We start from the raw sequence: 16,028 nt of genomic DNA, 5'->3' as shown, positions 1-16,028 counted from the left end.
GTCAGTTGCCGCGGGTGAGGTCGGTGAGCGCTCGCCGTAGTGGTACGACCCCGGATTCGAGGTGTCCTGTCTGGCCACTGGTGAGCAGCCACCGCAGGTAGGCGATTGTCCTCATCATCAGTGCGCGCGAGATGGTTTGACGTAGTGCGGGATCGCGCGCCGCGTCTCCGCTGTGTCCCTCGAGTACCGCGTCGAAGTCGGCCCTTGTGTGGCGCATGGCGACCTCGGCCAGATCATCCTCGGCGGCTCCGGCACTCCACATTCCCCAGTCGATGAGCGCACGCACCCGTAAGTCCCGGTCGACAAATATGTGATCGGGCGACAGGTCACCATGACAGAGCACGGGTGCGGGTCGACGGACCGGTTCTTCCAGCGCCTGGTGGAGTAGACCACGAGCGTCCTGGATCTCCGTGTCGGTCAGTCCAGCCTCGCCCAGGTGATCGCAGTCGGCGATCACATTCGTGATGTACCGACGCTGGTCGCTGGCCTCGTCGGGCCAGTCACCAGTGCCGTCGGGCATGCCGCGGCCGCGCATCGAGACGGCGTGCAGCCTGGCCAGGACGCGGCCGAGGTCGCGCATGATGCCGGCCCGCCGACCGGCCGGCATCGACGGCAACAGGCCAGTGAGTTGCCGGCCGCTTGCCGCGGCAACCACCATGGCGTGCCGGTCCCCTTCGTTACCGGCGATCGGCTCCACCGTCAGGACATCGGGGACGGGAACGCCAGCGCGGCGGGCGTGTTCCATGGCCCATGCTTCCCGATAGAGACTGAGCGCGGGTGTGTCTGGACGGCCTATGCGCACAAACACCGTGCCGCCTTCGGCGAGGTCGGCGCGGTAGACCTCGTTCTCATCGCCATGGATGAGTCGCTCGATCCCTGCGACCTTCTGCCCGCAAACGCGCTGGATCAGCTCCATCACCGCCGGACGTGGGACGGCGAACTGCGCGTGCAACTGGTCCAGGAATGCGGTTCGATCCATCGACATTCGCCTCCGTGGCGAAGCTTGACGGTCCAACTCAACGGCTAGGCGGCAACGCACTGCGGAACGCACGACGGTACCCCCCGCATGGCTCGCTGGTACACCAGCCCGCCGCTCCCACCGGCCGAGTACCGCCTCGATCCCAGTGGCGACTTCACGCAACTCCTCCTGGCTCAGCTCCGGCGATCGACCGTCGATTCGGCCATTGCGCTGGGCTGATACCTGGAACTACTATGCATCGTACTTCTAGGGTAGGTAAGGTACGGGTGTGTGGAGGTCTCGTGAGGATCACCAAGGATCTTGTCGCCGCGTCGGCGACACCGATGGTGCTCGGCATCCTCGCCGAGGGAGAGAGTTACGGCTACGCCATTCTCAGGCGGATCAACGAGCTGTCCGGTGGCGAGCTGGACTGGACCGAAGGACTGGTCTACCCGTTGCTGCACCGGCTCGAGCGGCTCGGTCATGTGGAGTCGAGCTGGCGGTCTGTCGCCGGGGAGCGGCGGCGCAAGTACTACCGCGTCACCGACAAGGGCATGGCCGAGCTCGCCGAGCAGCGGCGCCAATGGGGCACGGTCGTGGACGCGCTCGATGAGATCTGGATCGGCCGCGGCGAGTTCGGCCGCCAGTGGACGGCGCTCCCGTTGGGGGGTTGGGCATGACAGCACTAGGCGGTCAGGACGAGCTGGAGGCCCAGTTCGCGCAGTGGCGTGACTACGTACGACGCCGCCCAGAGCTACGGCAGTCCGACGCCGACGAGCTCGAAGACCATCTCCGGGGTTCCGTCGATGAGCTCATCGCCGTAGGCCTCCGCGCCGACGAGGCCTTCCTGGTCGCGGTCAAGCGCATGGGTAGCTTGGACGACTTGTCCCGTGAGTTCGCCCGGGAGCATTCGGAACGCCTGTGGAAGCAACTGGTCCTGACCGGCGAAACCGGCGGCGAGGTGGCGAATACCCGGTCGCGGCGTGACCTCCTGGTGATGGTCATCTGCGCGGCGGGCGCGGTGGTGTCCATCAAGGTGCCGGCACTGTTCGGGTTGAACTTCGACGAGGATGGCGCGTTCTACGCACCAAACTTCAGTCTGTTCGCGCTGCCCTGGCTCGCGGGCTTCCTTGCCTGGCGCCGCCAGGTCAGGCCACAGTTGATCGGGGTACTGCTGGCGTTGTTCGCGCTCGGCGCCGTGGCAGCCAACATCTATCCGCTCGCGGAGGACTCCCAGTCGGTGGTCCTGACCGCCATCCATCTCCCCATCGCCCTGTGGCTCGTGGTCGGCCTGGCCTACGTCGCCGACGACTGGCGATCGTCACGCCGACGGATGGACTTCATCCGCTTCACGGGTGAATGCTTTGTCTACTTCGTTCTCATCGCCCTCGGCGGTGGCGTGTTGACCGCGTTCGTTGTCGGTACCTTCCAGGCCATCGGGATCGAACCGGAAACCTTCATCTCCCAATGGCTTCTCCCATGCGGCGTCGTGGCCGCCGTCGTCGTGGCCGGGTGGCTCGTCGAGGCCAAGCAGAGTGTGGTCGAGAACATTGCCCCCGTGCTCACGCGGCTGTTCACACCGCTCTTCACCGCCGTGCTGGTGGCGTTCCTTGTCGCCCTCGGGTGGACCAGCGCCACCATCGATGTCGAGCGGGAAACGCTGATCCTGTTCGACCTTCTGCTGGTCGTCGTGCTCGGTTTGCTGCTCTACTCGATCTCAGCCCGCGACCCGCTGGCCACACCCGGCCTGTTCGACAAGCTGCCGTTCGCCCTCGTGGTCAGCGCGCTGGCCATCGACGTGCTGGTGCTCCTGGAAATCACCGGACGCATCACCGAGTACGGCGCCACACCCAACAAGGCGGCGGCCCTCGGGGAGAACGTCATCCTGCTTGCCAATCTCGCCTGGTCGGCGTGGCTGGTGCTGAGTTTCGTCCGCCGACGCACCCCGTTCACCGCGCTCGAGCGGTGGCAGACCGGCTATCTCCCGGTCTACGCCGCGTGGGCCTGGATCGTGGTCCTGGTCTTCCCTCCGTTGTTCAGCTACCTCTGATCGACCAGGCCCGCGGGTCAGTGGAGCGCGTCCTGGAGTCGGTTGCGTTCGCGGGCGAGCCGCTCGACACTCGCCTCATGGTTCGGGGTGGAATGACAGCCGCATCACGGCCCGCTTGCCGGTGGCGCGGATGGTGACGAACCCGCGCACCTCGAACGACTGGCGGCGCCCCATCCAGCTGGCGTTCTCCTCTGCCCGCCGGTCAGTCAAGGCGTGCTGCGCGACGTCGACTTTCGGAAAGGCGTCGACAGCCGTGGCGCCCGAGGCACGGGCGTACTCGATCGCCGCGTCGAGCAGCGCGCTCGAGACCCCCGTCCCGCGCAGTGCACGATCGACGTAGAAGCAGGTCACGGCAAAGACGCCGCGGTCTCCCGGGCAGGGCCCGTACCAGCGAGATCGCTCGAGGCCGCTGTGGTCCTCACGTGGCGCGACCGCGACCCAACCAACCGGGCGACCCTCGGCGTAGGCGATCATCCCCGGGACGCGGCCATCGTCGACGGCGGCCTTGAAGGCTGCCTTGTTCAGCGCACGTACGCCCTGCCGTTCTCGCCAGCACGAGCACCAGCAGGACCCGGGTATCGGCGTGCCGCCGCGCGGGCCCTTGCGCTCGAACAACTCGACGAGGTCGTCCCAGCGCTCGGGCGTGACCGGGTGGATCTCGACGCCGGTGTCGTTGCCTCGAGCCGTTCGCCACACGCCCATCGCCCTACTGCTCCCTTCCCGCCGCAGCAGCGCCACGTCCTTCGTCCCGTAGCAGTCGGGCGGCGAGCTCGGCATTGCGTTGCGCGAACGCACGCCAGCGGGCAGGAGTCGCCGCCACCCGGTCACGTGCCGTCCTTTCGGCGGTGGCTCGTTGTGTCCACGTGCACAGTCGGCCAGCGCGCATCGTGAAACGTACGAGAATGCCGTCCGCCCAGCCGTACACGTCGGTATCGTCCGGCTCGAGTAACGACACCTTCTGCTCGGCGATGATCCAGTCGAACGCGGTGATCTCGTCCTGCAGCTTCGCCGCGAGCTCGAAGCTGAGCTGCTCGGCGGCGCGGTCGCGGCGACGCACCAGCTCCGCCCGCAGCGCCGTCACCGCCGCCGGATCGCGTTCGAGCACGGCGATCGCTGTCTGGGCGAGCGTGTCCCGGTCACTCGGGCCGATGCCGAGCTGGCGAGCGAGCTCGCGTGCCGAACCGTTGGCGGCGGTCGCGTACGACAGGGGCAGCACCCGGTGGAGCGCGGAGATCGCCTGCCGGATCCGCAGGCCGCCGAGGAAGGGGCCGAAGTGCGGTGCGGCCGTCGTCGCGTTGTATGCGAGCCGCAGGCCTGGTCGGGACCGCCCGGAGTCGACGCGGATGTATCCGACGACTCCCAGGCCGCCTTCGGCGCGGTTCCAGCGTGGTTTGGACTGCTCGAGCAGGTTGCGTTCCAACCAGGCCGCCTCGTGCTCGGAGTCGCACCAGACTGCCTCGACTCGCCCGATGCGCGCCACCATCGTCGCCAGGTGCGGGCGGTCGCCGAGGTTGGTCCAGTACGACTGCACGCGGCGGCGCAGGTAGCGGGCCCGGCCGATGTAGAGCACCTTGCCGGTCCCATCGCGGAAGCGGTAGACCCCCGGCTCCAGGGGAAGCCGACGGGCGACGGCGCGCGGTGACGTCATGCCACCTCCACCTGCGGCCGCTGGAGATCCCGCAGCCGGGTGGTCTCGGCGATGCGCGGCTGCTGCATCCAGATACCGGAGCCGGTCATGCCCGGACAATAGGCTGCTTCGCGGTCAGATCTCGGCCGCGAAGCAGGAGAGAATGACAGCCATGGATCCGGCCGTCCGCCTGCTACGGCTGTTGTCACTGTTGCCGTCCCGACCCTGGTGGCCCGGGCCAGACCTGGCGGCCCGCCTGGACGTCTCGCCCCGCACCCTGCGCCGCGACATGACGCGGCTGCGTGAGCTGGGCTATCCCGTCCAGGCGACCGGCGGTCAGGCAGGCGGTTACACGCTCGGCGCTGGCGGCCGCCTGCCACCGCTGCTGCTCGACGACGAAGAGGCGGTCGCGACCACCGTGGGGCTTCAGCTGGCCGCGGCGAGCGCGGTCGCCGGCATCGAGAACTCTTCCGTCGCAGCTCTGGCGAAGCTCGACCAGGTGTTGCCGCCGCGGCTCCGCGAACGGGTGCGGGCGCTACAGGAGGCGACTGTCCAGCTGCCCGGGCCGGCACTGCCGGCCGTCGATCCCACCGTGCTCACCGCGCTGGCAACGGCGTGCCGACGTACCGAAACGCTCCGGTTCTCCTACACCGACCACGCCGGCCGGACCAGTGCGCGCATTGCAGAGCCGTACCAGATCGTGCAGGCAGGTGAGCGGTGGTACCTGGTTGCCCAAGACCGCGACCGGCAGGCATGGCGGACGTTCCGGATCGACCGAATCACCGGCCCGGCACCGACCGGGGAGCGCTCTCGGATCACCGACCCGCCAGACGCCGCCGCTCTGGTGTTGGAGTCAACCAAGCTCGCCGTCTACCGCTACGAGGCACGGATCCTGCTCGACCTGGCCCACGAGAAGGCGGCGCGTGCGTTCCGCGGCCGCATCGTCGAGCCAGCGCCACACGGGCGGTCCATCCTGCGGGTGGCGGCCGACGACCTCGCCTCACTCGCGTCCTACGCGGCCGGCCTGTCGTACGACTTCGAGGTGCTCGACCCGCCCGAGCTACGCACCGAGGTGCGACGCCGGGCGTTGGAGATGGCCGTCCGGCACGCCGGGTCGGGCCCCACCGACAAGTAGCATGTGCCGCCACCGGCGGCGGGTCCTGGATGGAGGAGAGACATGTCTGAAGCTTCCGCGCAGCGACGCCCGGTGGCGCGCCCCAGGATGGACGGCGTGGTCGCTGTCCTCGTGACGCCCTACCTCGACGGGACGCGCGCGGTGGACGAGCCCGCCGTACGTCTCCTCACCCGTCGGCTCGAGGTGGCTGGTATTCGCACGCTCACCGCCCTGGGTAACACCGCCGAGGTTCACCAGCTGACGTCGGACGAGCGGATGAGCGTACTGCGGGCCGTCGCGGCGGACCGGCAGGAAGCGACCTTGATCGCCGGACTTGCCGGCAGCCTGGGTGGCGCGCTCGATGACGCCGCCCGCGCCCGCGATCTCGGATACGACGCCGTCATGATCCACGAACCAGCCGAGCCGTTCGGTGACGGCGGTGGTGTCGCTCGCTACTTCCAGCAGATCTGTGAGCGCGTCGCGCTGCCGGTCGTGTTGTACGTACGCTCGACGAGACTCAGCCGGGAGGCCTTGACGGAACTTGCGTCGAGCCCGTCGGTCATCGCGGTGAAGTACGCACGACCGGACCTGACCACCTTGGCGGAAATGCTCGACGATGGTGCGGCTCAGCACTGCGCGTGGATCAACGGCTCGGCGGAGGGACGGGTGCCGGCGTTCGCCGAGCTCGGCGTCACCGCCTTCACCTCCGGCATCGCCAACGTGCGACCTGATGTCGCCTTGGCCGTGCACGCCGCGGTGGCTGGCGGTGACCAGGTTCGGCTTCGCCGGTTGATCGACCTCGTCGCCCCGGTCGAGGCCCTTCGCACCGAGGAGCAGGGACGCTTCAACGTCGACGTTCTCAAGGAAATGCTGCGAGCGGAGGGAATCGAGACCGGTGACGTCCGTCCTCCCCACTCGCCGTTGACCCCCGCGGCCAGGGAAATCCTTCGTTCCGCTGTGGCGACGTGGCCTACGGAGGCGGATCTTCCTGCGTGGCTCGCCGGCGACGCGGCGACGTTCTCACAAGTGGTGACTTGATTTTCCACTTGTGAGAACGTCGGTAGTGCCCGTTCGGGCACACCTGCGGCCGGCGACCGGCCCATCGCCGTCACCTGGCAACTCGACCACCCCATGCCCACCGACACCTACACCCACGCCACCGTCGTGGCCGGCTAGTGTCAGTGCCAAGGCTGGAAGCACGCACCGACAAGCCTTGGTCCACATCAGGAGAGGTGATCGCCGCGTGTCCGACCGTCCGAACATCGTGTTGATCGTGGGTGAAGACATCGGTCGGATCGCTGGCTGCTACGGCGCCGACTACGTGCACACACCCCACCTCGACGGGCTGGCCGCACGCGGGTGTCGCTACGACGAGGCCTACTCCACCTACCCCGTCTGCGCTCCGTCGCGGTCGACGATGGTGACCGGTCAGTACCCGATGAAGATCGGCACGCACCACATGCGGTCCACCCTGGCGGACCCGCCGCGGCTGTTCACCCACGAGCTACGCGACGCGGGCTACTACGTGAGCTGGCCGACCAAGCTCGACTTCAACCTCGAACCGACGAGCGGCTGGCGCGATGACGATCAGCCGTGGATCGACAGGCTGCGGGCGGGCGCGATGCCGGACCAGCCCTGGCTCGCCTACCTCAACATCGCGATCACGCACGAGTCGTCCATGTGGCCGGACGAGGGTGAGTACCCGGGCCGGGACCACCTGGAGCACTGGAACCACGAGAAGCCACGCCCGGCACGCATCACCGACCCGGCCGCCGTGCCGGTGCCGCCGTACCTCCCCGACACACCGGTCGTGCGCGGCGACATCGCACGGCATGCTGACAACATCGCGGAGCTCGACCGGCAGGTCGGCGAGATCCTCGACGCGCTTGACACCTCCGGCGTTGCGGACAACACAGTCGTGGTGTTCCTGTCCGACCACGGGCGCGGCCTGCCGCGGGAGAAGCGCTGGCCCTACAGCGCAGGGATCCACATGCCGCTGCTGATCAGCTGGCCCGGCGTCCTCGAGCCCGGCAGCAGCAGCGATCGGCTGGTGTCCTGGGTCGACGTCGCGCCCACCTTCCTGTCGATCGCGGGCGCGCCCATCCCGGCCGACTACGACGGTCAGGCGTTCCTCGGTGCCGCCGAAGCACCACCGCGCGACTACGTGTTCGCCGCACGCGACCGGATGGACGAGGCGTTCGACCGGGTCCGCGTCATCCGTGATCGACAGTTCCACTACGTACGCAACTTCTACCCGCAGATCCCGTACTGCCAGCGCAACCAGTACATGGAGAACATGCCGACGATGCAGGAGCTTCGCCGGCTCAACGCCGCCGGATCCCTGAGCGGCACCGCAGCGGTCTTCATGCCGCCGGGCAAGCCCGCCGAGGAACTGTACGACCTGCGCACGGATCCCGAGTGCGTGCACAACCTGGCCGACGATTCCCACCACACTGATGTCCGCGACCGCATGGCCGCAGAGTTGGACCGCTTCCTCGCCGAGATCGATGACCTTGGCGCCTACCCGGAGCGGGAGCTGGTGGCCAAGGGCGTTGTCACCGACCGGATCGAGGAGTTTCGCGTCCGGCTCGCGGCGCTGCCCCCAGAGCAGCAGCGCGGCTACCCCCTGGCGGTCTTCGAGCCGGCCGACCTACCCGGCGCCGAACCTGGCGCTGTGACCACCCGGTAGACGCCCGCCGGACCTCTCAGCGCGTAGAGGTCATATCGTGCCGATCACGGCCCATTTCTGCCTTGGCGAGCGGGGCAATCCGATCCCGATAGAAGAGCTGCGACAGACGCACCTGCAGCCGCTGCGGCAACCTTGTCTGCCCGTGCACGTCGCGTTGGAGGGGGACCGGCGGGTGGTCCTCGTAGTCAGCCAGACGCTGGCGCTCGGCCGCGTCGACGGCCAGGTGCACCTCGGCGTACCCGCCGCTTCGCGTCCGGACGAGCTGTCCGGTCTCACGCCCGTGAAGCACGATCGCCCGGTCCCTTCGCTGCAGGCCGATGCAGATCCGCCTGGCGATGTCGAACCCCGCCACCGGGCCGATAACGAGCAGCACCTGCAGGGCATGCATGAACCCCTCGACGGAGATGCCGAACACGACGGCGATGGTGTTGGAGCCTGCGGCCGCCCACAGCACGCCGTAGAAGACGATGCCGGCCACACCGATACCGGTACGTGTGGGGTTGTTGCGCGGGCGTTCGAGCAGGTGATGGTCCTCGCTGTCTCCGGTCACCCATTGCTCGAGGTACGGATAGGCCGCCACGATCGCGAAGAACAGCGTGCAGACAAGCACCGGAAGCAGGACGGCAACGGACCAGGTCCGGCCCATCCAGACGAACTCCCACCCGGGCGCGAGGCGGAGCGCGCCGTCGAGGAAGGCCAGGGACCAGTTCGGGCTCGATCCGGCCGTGGCACTTGCCGGGTCCGCGGGGCCGTACTGCCAGATCGGATTGACGGTGAGCGTCGCGGCCATCAGCACGATCACACCGCTCATGATGAGGAACAGGCCCGCGCTCTTGGCCACGAACGCCCGGAGGTTCGTGCCAATTGGGTTGTCCTTCGTTCGCTCCCGTCCAGCGTATTCCGCGGGCTTGTGGCGGAGTCCGACGATTGCCTTTGCCACGAACGCGATCGCCAGCGCCGCGGGCAGAACCCCCACGTGCACGGGGTAGAAGAGCGCGTTGACGTCGCCGGGGAACGCGCCGCCGAACAGCAACGCCGACAGCCACGTACCGACGACGGGCGTTGCCGTGAGCACGCCGTCGAGGACAGCCATGCTGGTGCCGGACAGCAGGTCGTCAGGCAGGGCCAGGCCTGTCATGCCAGCGGCCATCGTCACGACAAGGAGCGTGACGACGATCAGCCAGCTCCGACGCCTGGGCCCCCGGAACGCGCCGGCGAAGAACAACCACAGCAGATGCAGGACGATCGCGGCCGTCATCACCAGTGAGCTCCACAGATGTACCTGACGCACCAACAGACCGCCGCGGACTTCGAACGAGATGTCCAACGTGGACGCGAATGCCCGCGACATGTCCACACCGGTGAGCGGTCCGTACGACCCGGCGTACGTCACCCGCTCCATCGACGGATCGTAGAAGAACGTCAATACGACGCCACTGATCGCGACGACGACAAAGCTGAAGACACTGATCTGCCCAAGCAGGACAGACCAGTGATCCGGGAATACCTTCGCCCGCATTGTGGCGAGAAACCCCGCCATGCGAGATCTAGGCCAGATGTCCTGGAATTGGCGCACCGGTGGCCTCCCATCGTGAGCAACGTCGTCATCCCTAGGACGAGATTCGCGGCCCGAACGTGACAGCCGATCGGCGCACCTGAGGGAGATCCACCTCACATCCCGCCTGGTACGTCCTCACGCACGACGCCTGCGGACGTAAGCGTCGACCAGGCGGGAAGACTCGGGTGCCGGTGCCGGGATTGTCGCTGCCGGTGCCGGGATTGTCGGTGCATTGATCGGCTCTAGCATGAGCCGATGACGACGACCTGGGACGAGGCGTTCGCGAACCGCTACGAGGAATGGTCGGCTCGCATGACGGCTGATGTCGCCTTCTACGTTGACCTTGCCCGCGAAGCGGACGGGCCTCTGGTCGAGCTTGCGATCGGGAACGGCCGGGTCGCGATCCCGGTCGCGCAGGCGACTGGGCGACGAGTTGTCGGCCTCGACTCCTCGCCGGCGATGCTCGAGGAAGCCCGTACCCGTGCAGCCGAGTCCGGCGTGGACCTCGACCTGCGCAAGGGCGACATGCGCGACCTCGCCCTCGACGAGCCGGCGGCGCTGATCTACTGCCCGTTCCGCGCGCTCCTGCACCTGCCGACCTGGGCCGACCGCCGCCGCACCTTCGAGCGCGTCGCCGCGTCGCTACGGCCGGACGGCCGGTTCGCCTGGAACGCCTTTGCCTGCGACCACCGGATCGCCGCGCGTCTCGACGGCGTGCACCAGCAGGAGCCCGTACCCCACACGATCCGATACTCGGTCGGCGACAACCGGATCGACACGGTCCTCGCCGATGGCGCGACGAGTTCCCTGTGGTGGGCAACGAAGAACGAGTGGCTCGGTCTACTCGACGTCGCCGGTCTCGAGGTGGAGGCGCTCTACGGCGGCTTCGCCCACGAGCCATTCGCCGATGACAGCCGGGAGTACGTGTTCGTCGCCCGCCTCCGGCGCGACCTTCCCTGAAGGGACGGCTGGATCTGGTGCGTCACTCGCGGCATTCAGCCGGAGCGTCCTCGCCGACGAGCCCGTCCACGGACTCGCGGATGAGGTCGGCATGTCCGGTATGCCGGGCGTACTCCTCGATGAGATCCGCCAGAATCCGCCGCAGGTTGAGCGTCGCGCCCCAGTGCGTGGGCTTGGTGGCGAGCGTGCCGAGCCCGCCACCTGCGAGCGCCTCGGCGACGGCCGCGCGCGACCGGGCGATGGCGCCGCGCCACAGTGCCATCAACTCCTCGGGGGTGTCATCGGAAGCCGTGCGCCACTCCCAGTCATCGCCGCCGTAGGCGTGCCAGACGTCGGGCATCTCTCGGCCGGCGAGCATCGCCGTGAAGTAGTGGTCCTCGATGAGCGCCATGTGCTTGACCAGGCCACCCAGCGTCATCGTCGACGGGCTCAGGCGCGCGGTCATGCCTGCGGCGTCGAGCCCGCCACACTTCCAGGCGAAGGTCCGGCGGTTCCGGTCCAGAGTGCTCACCAGCGCCTCGGCCTCATCGCCGGCGGGGGCGAACGCCACGGGCTCGTTCGGGTCGATCTCGCTCATGCGCCGACCCTACGATGCTTTCCGGACGTTCTGCTTCCGGATTGGTGCCGGCGGTGGCGAGAGGCGAAGCAGTCCCCACCGCGGGCGCCGTTGTGCTCCGTGATCGCGGTTTGTCAGCCGAAATATGAGGGTCCGCAGTCAGCTCTCATTGCGAGTGGAACTTTTCCCGCAGGGACTTCATGAGAGAAACGTCCGACACGTGGACAGCAGTCGGGTTCTGTCCGTTTGCTGTGGCCACCACGCTCACCTGCTCACCTTCCCTGATCGAACCGATGCCTTCCCGACCCGCGTTGACCAGGGTGTCCTCGCCGACGAGGTAGCTGTCGCGGAAGCCGTCTGCGCTTCGCAAGGTGATCTCGGAAGAGCTCACCTCTTGGACCGATCCTCGCTGGATCACCATGGTCTGGTACCCACCACCAGCCTTCGGAAGTACGAACTCACCGTGCAACATCCGACCGAACATGTCATGCATGTCATGCATGTCTTGCATGTCGCGGCCCGCGAGAAGTTCGGGGCTTCTCGGGGCACTCTGTGCCGTCAGAGTGGTCTGGGCGTTCGTACCCGCCGCAGCCGAGTTGTCCGCAGGGGCAGCGCCGCCGACCGCGAGTGCCACGACCGCGACACCGGACCCGACGAGACCGCCGAGAGTCAACCTGTTGAATCTCATGGCGCACTCCTTCCTGTCGCAGGAGTCTCCAACCCACTCTTCCCCATGCCAACCTGATCTCGGACGCGGGTGTTGTTAGCCATGGGCGTTGTCATCCGGCAATGCCTTCTTGTCGGCAGTCCAGCGAAGATCACCGCTCCCATTGCCGGGTGAGGGGAATGTCGACCTTCGATCCGGCCGCCACGTCGTACTGGTAGCCCTTGCTGAAGTCGTCCGGGTCGACGTAGCCGCGCACCGTGGTGATGTCGCCGATGTCGAGCACCACTGTGGTGTCGTCGATGAAGCGTGCGCTGTGGATGCGGTAGACGGCGTTGCGCCCGCTGCTGCCCTCGCCGGTCGCTCTGGGGTTGATGAGGAAACTCGGCGAGTTCGACTCCGGCCGCCAGGCGGGTGACTCCGGATCTTCGAAGTCTGCGTTCTCGATGGTCGTTCCCGAGATGGCGACGTCGTCGAACATCGCGGTGACGCCGAAGTTGCCAACGCCCTTCTTGCTGATCAAACGCAGTGTCAGCACTGCGGTGGTCTTGCCGGCCAACTGTCCGGTGACGTCGGCGGTCACCTCCCGCCACTGGGTCGCACCGGCAACGTCCTGCTCGACAGCGACCTCACCGTCGATAAGCACCTGGATGAAGTGATAGCCGGCGGTAGCTCCCGTGAAGTCGTCGTTCACCTTCAGCGCCAGCTGGTGTGAGGCCGCCTGCTGGACAGTGATCTGCTGACTCAACGCCCCGTACTCCCCTGCCTTGGAAGGTGTGCTCCACGGGAACGCGATTCTCGCGTGTGTGGACCGGGGGACGTGGACATAGGCGTAGCTGCCGTCGAGCTTGGTCTTGTCCGGCAGCTCGCTGTCGAGCTTCACGACGAGCTCGTTGTCGACCGACAAGTCGCGGGTGAAGTCCTGCAAAGTGCCGGTTGCGGCGGCTGGTCCCTGCATCTTCGGTAGTGAGCCGAGGAAGCTCGCTCCGTGGGTCCAGGCGTACTCCGGCTCACCGCCGTGCATGGAGTAGACACCGAACGAGCCACGGAACGTGAACGCCTTGCCGTTGCCGACCTCGACGCTCAGCATCACGTCGGCCCTGGTGGCGTTGACGATGTAGTCGACCCGTCCGTTGGTCAGTTCCACCCGCACCGCGGCCACCTCGTGCGGAGCGATCGTGCCATCCAGTGCCCGTACCGCCACAGTGGACACCGACCGCACCACCCGCCGGTCGACGTAGGGCTCGATCAGCGAGACGAACTGGCTCGCCAGGCTGGTGCCGTGGCGGTGGGCGATGAGGTATCGAAGCTTCGCCGGGTTGCCCGGCTTGTTGCGTGGCGGGGTGCCGTCGCAGATCGCCACGTCGTCCACATCGGACAGCATGGTGAGCCGGAGGTGGAGGTTCGGGTCGGGGTCGTGCACCCCCCAGGTGTCCGTGATCTTCCAGTCCACACTGAACGGTCCGGTCGGGTCGGTGTCGCGGGAAACGTTGTCCAGCCAGTCGAAGCCACTCGCACCCTTGCGGTATGGCGCGTCGTCCGGTGGCATCGGCACGTCCGGGCCGGCGTAGGTGCCGGTTGGTTGTTCGACCAGCGTGAGCCCGTCGGCCGTCGCGGGGCCCTCCGCGGCGTGGAACGAGAAGTGGTGGTCCGTGCCGCCGACGAGGCGGAAGACATCCAGGGCATAGAGGTTCTCGTCGTCGACCTTCACCATCGCCGTGAGGCGGCGGTAGGTGCTGGTCTGGACGTACGCATGGGGTGCCGACGTGTCGCACACCTGCACGCGGTCACCGACCGCGAACCCTTGCGGCGTACCGACCCATTGGCCTGCTTGCGGTTTCTTGTCGACCACCACTGTGTTGTGGGCGACGGTGTTCTGGTTCCACTCCTGGGTGCGGATACTGGTGTCGGCGAACTCCGGATATCCGAGGTCCGGCAACAGGTCCACGCCGAAGCCGTGCATTCCGAGGTTGAGTGCGTCGAGGTCGCCGTGCCCGGTGGTGCGGCCGTAGTAGACCCAGATGTCGCGCGCTTTGCTGCCGGACCCGTCCCGGAGCATCGCGAGGCCGTACCCGGTGAGGTTCTCACTGGGTGGCTGCCACGTCCCATGCTCGGCGATGACGTCCCGGATCCGTTGCTGTGTACCGGGAACGTCCGGGCTGAACAGGTCACCGTAGAGGTGGTCGGCGTTGTTGCCGCCCATCAGGTAGGCCATCTGGGCATACTCGGGGAGGCCGAGCTTCTCGAAGAAGTAGAAGAATTCGTTCGCGGAACCGAACAACCCGGGCATGCCGGTGGCACCGGTGTCGCCGATCTGCGGCACGTACGCGCCCAGCATCACCAGCGGATGCATCCCCTGGAACATCTTCCGGAACTTCGGGTGCTGGTACAGGTCGGCCGCTGGGTAACCGGAGTATCCGGACAGGAGGTCGGCGATGCCACGGATGTGGCCGATCCACAGCCGGTTGTATCCCGGCGAAGCCTCATTGCCCATGCCGTCGCGGTCCACGACGTCTACGAGCGTGCGGTACACGTCGCCGCCTGTCACTCGATAGTCGGGTGCGGGCGTCACGCCACCAGTCTTGAAGACGAAGTCGATCCACTCCTTCGTCTCGGCCGGGGCGTCCAGCACCACACCGGCGAGCGTGGTCGACCGCTGGTGCATGCCGAAGTTGCCACGGATCTTCCCGACTTGCACGCTCGGGTACACCTGCCGCAGGATGCCGTTCTCGATGTTCACCCGGATCGCGGCCGGCGTGTCCTTCGCGGAGAGTCCGTAATGGCGGGCCTTCTCGGACAGGAACGGCACCACGTTCGCTTCGTCGGTGTCAGCGATCGCGGGGAAGAAGGCGTCGTACGCATCGCAGATCCGCTGCGACAGGCCGGTCTCCCAGATACAGCCGACGACCTTCCCCTTGCCACTCAAGCCATCGGAGTGGAAGTAGCCTTCCGATCGCTTGTACGGAGCGGTGTCCATCGACGGGTACACGTCGGCGATCCGGTCGAGCAGGACCAGCCCCGCGTGGGCGTACGTCGGGTCGCCAGTCGTGATGTACGCATCGCGGAGCGCGGGCAGGCCGTTGAAGATGGACGCTGCTTCGGCGTAGAGCGCGGTCGCGCTGTACCAGACCAACCAGTGGTTGTAGTAGGGGATGAACGTCCACTTGGCGCCGTTGTCGTCGATCCAGCCGAACCCGTCGTCGACTCCCCATGTCGGGCCCTTCTCCGGGTACAGCTCGTTGACCAGCAGGCTTCGGTCAGCACGCGCGCGGTCGAAGGTGCCGTGCTCGTCGAGGCCGCTTGCATAGAACTTGCCGAAGTCGTTGGTCGGGTAGATCCGCGGCTGCCCGGAGCCTTCCGGCACCGATGGATCGATCAGCTTCCACGGCTGGTCGAGCGGGTCCGCAAGCCACGGGTAGTTGCCGAACCGGTAGATGTCCTTGCCGGTGATGGGCGAGCCGAGGTCCTGGTTCACCGCATAGCTGCGCGGCACACCCTGCCCGCTGACCAGCCGCCAGAGCCACTCATCGCCCTTGGCGACAAGGGAATCGGCCTTCGCGACCGCGGCGTCGCGGGCCGCCTTCGCCCATTCGTACTGCTCGACGTTGCGGCGGGCAGCCGCCACCTTCTCGGTGGTGTAGACCGTCGCCTGGGTCTTGGTCGGTACGTCAGCGAGCGTGGGCGTCAACTCCGCTGCGGCGGCAGGACCGGGGCGGAGTGGCGGCAGCAGCGCCGCTGATCCGAGGAGCATGCCGTAGCGCAGCACATCGCGGCGGCTGGCATGGAAGCCGGCTGCTGGTGGTTGTCGTGTTGGCCAAGGTGGGAGGAGGTCATTCATGGACACCTCAGTTC

13 protein-coding genes are annotated in these 16,028 nt (G+C 67.3%); 6 read left to right on the top strand and 7 right to left on the bottom strand.

Translation table 11 applies throughout. From position 1 onward, the window contains the following. Position 1 precedes the first annotated feature (1 nt). Positions 2–979, bottom strand: a complete 978-nt coding sequence (locus ABNF93_RS28745; protein ID WP_349331350.1) for a phosphotransferase family protein — start codon at positions 977–979, stop codon at positions 2–4. Positions 980–1,260: 281 nt separating this feature from the next. On the opposite strand from ABNF93_RS28745, the gene ABNF93_RS28740 reads away from it, so the two are divergent. Both ABNF93_RS28740 and ABNF93_RS28735 read left to right on the top strand, forming a co-directional pair. Then, positions 1,261–1,638 carry a PadR family transcriptional regulator gene (locus ABNF93_RS28740; protein WP_349331349.1) on the top strand — a complete coding sequence of 126 codons (378 nt, stop codon included), beginning with the start codon at positions 1,261–1,263 and terminating at the stop codon, positions 1,636–1,638. After that, the gene (locus tag ABNF93_RS28735) at positions 1,635–3,008 is read left to right on the top strand and encodes a permease prefix domain 1-containing protein (RefSeq protein ID WP_349331348.1); all 1,374 of its coding nucleotides are present in this window, start codon (positions 1,635–1,637) and stop codon (positions 3,006–3,008) included. The genes ABNF93_RS28740 and ABNF93_RS28735 overlap by 4 nt, the downstream gene beginning before the upstream one ends. Positions 3,009–3,083: 75 nt before the next feature. Here the strand turns inward: ABNF93_RS28735 and ABNF93_RS28730 are convergent, their stop codons facing one another. Together ABNF93_RS28730 and ABNF93_RS28725 are read right to left on the bottom strand one after the other, a co-directional pair. Further along, a complete protein-coding gene (locus ABNF93_RS28730; protein ID WP_349331347.1) occupies positions 3,084–3,710 on the bottom strand; it encodes a GNAT family N-acetyltransferase in 627 nt (208 codons plus the stop codon). A 4-nt stretch (positions 3,711–3,714) separates the two neighbouring features. Beyond that, positions 3,715–4,656 carry a GIY-YIG nuclease family protein gene (locus ABNF93_RS28725; RefSeq protein WP_349331346.1) on the bottom strand — a complete coding sequence of 314 codons (942 nt, stop codon included), beginning with the start codon at positions 4,654–4,656 and terminating at the stop codon, positions 3,715–3,717. A gap of 151 nt (positions 4,657–4,807) precedes the next feature. Here ABNF93_RS28725 and ABNF93_RS28720 point away from each other — a divergent pair, with 151 nt between their 5' ends. From ABNF93_RS28720 to ABNF93_RS28710, 3 genes are all read left to right on the top strand, one after another. Then, complete coding sequence (locus ABNF93_RS28720) at positions 4,808–5,770, top strand: helix-turn-helix transcriptional regulator (protein WP_349331345.1); 963 nt, start codon at positions 4,808–4,810, stop codon at positions 5,768–5,770. Positions 5,771–5,812: 42 nt separating this feature from the next. Continuing rightward, on the top strand, positions 5,813–6,787 hold the full coding sequence (locus ABNF93_RS28715; protein ID WP_349331344.1) for a dihydrodipicolinate synthase family protein: 975 nt from the start codon (positions 5,813–5,815) through the stop codon (positions 6,785–6,787). Positions 6,788–6,992: 205 nt separating this feature from the next. After that, on the top strand, positions 6,993–8,438 hold the full coding sequence (locus ABNF93_RS28710; RefSeq protein WP_349331343.1) for a sulfatase family protein: 1,446 nt from the start codon (positions 6,993–6,995) through the stop codon (positions 8,436–8,438). A 16-nt stretch (positions 8,439–8,454) separates the two neighbouring features. Here the strand turns inward: ABNF93_RS28710 and qcrB are convergent, their stop codons facing one another. Further along, on the bottom strand, positions 8,455–9,957 hold the full coding sequence (gene qcrB / locus ABNF93_RS28705) for a cytochrome bc1 complex cytochrome b subunit (protein ID WP_349331342.1): 1,503 nt from the start codon (positions 9,955–9,957) through the stop codon (positions 8,455–8,457). A gap of 294 nt (positions 9,958–10,251) precedes the next feature. Between qcrB and ABNF93_RS28700 the strand changes: the two genes are divergently transcribed. Next, positions 10,252–10,956, top strand: a complete 705-nt coding sequence (locus ABNF93_RS28700) for a class I SAM-dependent methyltransferase (protein ID WP_349331341.1) — start codon at positions 10,252–10,254, stop codon at positions 10,954–10,956. 22 nt (positions 10,957–10,978) lie between these two features. Here the strand turns inward: ABNF93_RS28700 and ABNF93_RS28695 are convergent, their stop codons facing one another. From ABNF93_RS28695 to ABNF93_RS28685, 3 genes are all read right to left on the bottom strand, one after another. Next, positions 10,979–11,533, bottom strand: coding sequence for a DinB family protein (locus tag ABNF93_RS28695; protein WP_349331340.1), 555 nt, complete (start codon positions 11,531–11,533; stop codon positions 10,979–10,981). Between the two features lie 145 nt (positions 11,534–11,678). Beyond that, positions 11,679–12,200, bottom strand: coding sequence for a hypothetical protein (locus ABNF93_RS28690; RefSeq protein ID WP_349331339.1), 522 nt, complete (start codon positions 12,198–12,200; stop codon positions 11,679–11,681). A 130-nt stretch (positions 12,201–12,330) separates the two neighbouring features. Next, positions 12,331–16,014, bottom strand: a complete 3,684-nt coding sequence (locus tag ABNF93_RS28685) for a heparinase II/III domain-containing protein (protein WP_349331338.1) — start codon at positions 16,012–16,014, stop codon at positions 12,331–12,333. Positions 16,015–16,028: the final 14 nt, after the last annotated feature.

The organism is Actinopolymorpha sp. B9G3 (assembly GCF_040120725.1).
GTDB lineage: Bacteria > Actinomycetota > Actinomycetes > Propionibacteriales > Actinopolymorphaceae > Thermasporomyces.
The sequence above is the reverse complement of the archived record's forward strand: the minus strand, read 5'-3'. Positions and strand labels throughout refer to the sequence as shown.